Annotated in this window: 2 protein-coding genes and 1 pseudogene; all 3 read right to left on the bottom strand. The window is 73.5% G+C overall.

Annotated features, from left to right (window positions below; all coding sequences use genetic code 11):
- Positions 1-105: 105 nt before the first annotated feature.
- Positions 106-1,062 carry an ABC transporter substrate-binding protein gene (locus tag ABZ914_RS50920; RefSeq protein WP_500201760.1) on the bottom strand — a complete coding sequence of 319 codons (957 nt, stop codon included), beginning with the start codon at positions 1,060-1,062 and terminating at the stop codon, positions 106-108.
- Between the two features lie 67 nt (positions 1,063-1,129).
- Positions 1,130-1,474 (bottom strand): 4Fe-4S binding protein, encoded by a 345-nt coding sequence (locus ABZ914_RS50915; RefSeq protein ID WP_500201759.1) that lies wholly within the window; start codon positions 1,472-1,474, stop codon positions 1,130-1,132.
- Positions 1,471-1,773 (bottom strand): annotated as a pseudogene (locus tag ABZ914_RS50910) (pyridine nucleotide-disulfide oxidoreductase); the annotation flags it as partial. The pseudogene ABZ914_RS50910 and the gene ABZ914_RS50915, both read right to left, overlap by 4 nt.

The raw sequence follows: 1,773 nt of genomic DNA, 5'->3' as shown, positions 1-1,773 counted from the left end.
CCTTGTCGGCGAGGACGACGCGCGCTCCCTCGCCGGCCGCGGCGAGGGCCGCCCACGCCCCGGCGGGGCCGCCGCCGAGGACGAGGACGTCGGCGTCCAGCTCGATCACGCCTTCGCTCCGGGGGCGAGCCAGGAGTCGAGCGTGTAGTCCTTCTTGACGAGGTTCTGCCGCACGAGGAAGGTCTTGGTGCCGTCGAGCAGCTTGAGCCCGTCCGCGGGGAACGGCTCGTCGGGCAGCTGGTCCTTCAGCGTCGTCTTGAGCGTGACCTGCGGCGCGTACCCGCCGGTCTTGGCGACGTACGCGGTGTAGCCCGCCCAGTTCGCCTTGGCGACCTGCGACGCCTTGGTCTCGGCCTGCTGCCACACCTTGACGATGTCCTTGTGCCCGGACAGGTACTTCTCCGTCACGACCGTGACGGACGTGCCGAGCAGGTCGGGGTGGTCGCGGGAGGCGACGTCGATCGACCTGTAGCCCTTCGCCTCCTCGGCGGCCTGGTCGGCGGAGACCAGGCCGCCCGCGTCGATCGACCCCTTCTCCAGCGCCGCGATGATCGCGGGGGTGTACATGTGGATGATCTGCTTCGGCTTCACCCCCGCCTGCTGCAGCGCGCCGAGCAGGTAGCGGTGGATGTAGGAGCCGGTCTGCACTCCGATCACCTTGCCTTGCAGGTCCTTGAGGGACGCCGGCCCGCCGTCCTTCTTGGCGACGATGGCGGCGTCCAGCCGGACGGAGTTGAGCGACAGCAGCCGGGTCGGCAGGCCCTGGCCGCGCCCGACCAGCGCGGGCGTGTCGCCGTACATGCCGATGTCGAGGGAGCCGCCCGCGAGCGCCTGGTTCAGGTCGGGGCCGTTCTGGAACGTCGCGACCTTGATTTTGGTGACGCCGGCGGCCTTCAGCGCGGGCAGCAGCTCGCCGCGCTCGTCGAGGAACCCGACGGCGCGGGTCAGCTTGTTGCCGACGGCCGATCCGATCACTCCGACGCGGAGCGTCCCGGAGCCGCCGGCGGCCGCGGACGAACCGCACGCCGCCGCGGCGAGGACGAGCAGGACGGCGGCCAGCATCCGGGGAATTCTCACGGTGATGCCTTTCGGGGGGTCGCAGAGGTCTGGCGTGGTCTCGGGGGTGGTGTCAGGAGGTGAGGGGGGCGCCCGCGCGGTCCAGCGAGGGCCCCACCGCGAGCCGGGCGCCGGGGGTGCGCCCCCGGCCCCAGCCGATCTGCTCGCGGTAGCTGCCGAGGAGCCCGTCGGCGGCGAGCGCCGCCTCGTCCGGCGGCTCGGGCAGCGGATGCGAGCGCGGGTCGACGAACAGCGCGTCCACCGGGCAGTACGCCTCGCACATGAAGCAGGTCTGGCAGTCGGACCGCCGGGCGAGCACCGGGACGCCGTCCGCGCCGCGGTCGAACACGTTGGTGGGGCAGACCTCGACGCACTTGTCGCAGGCGATGCAGCGGTCCCGCGAGACGACCTCGATCACGACGCCACCGCCAGGGCCCCGGTCTCCGGCCGCGTCCACACCTCGTCGAGGCCGCCGGTGACGAGCCGGTGGCGCTGGGCCGGGTCCTGCTCGGGCAGGTCCAGCCGCTTGTGCATGCCGCGCGTCTCGGTCCGGGCGAGCGCGGCGTTGTACATCCAGCGGGCGTGCGCGGCCATCGCGGCGGCCGACCGCGCCCGGACGATCCCGGCGCCGTCCTCGCGGAGCGTGCCGCGCAGCTCGCGCCACGTCCCGTCGAGGGACGCCAGCGCGGCGGCGAGGCGGTCGCCGCGGCGCAGCAG

Origin of the sequence: Spirillospora sp. NPDC046719 (assembly GCF_040645715.1) — a bacterium.
GTDB lineage: Bacteria > Actinomycetota > Actinomycetes > Streptosporangiales > Streptosporangiaceae > Spirillospora.
This window is presented reverse-complemented; position numbering and strand designations above follow the sequence as displayed.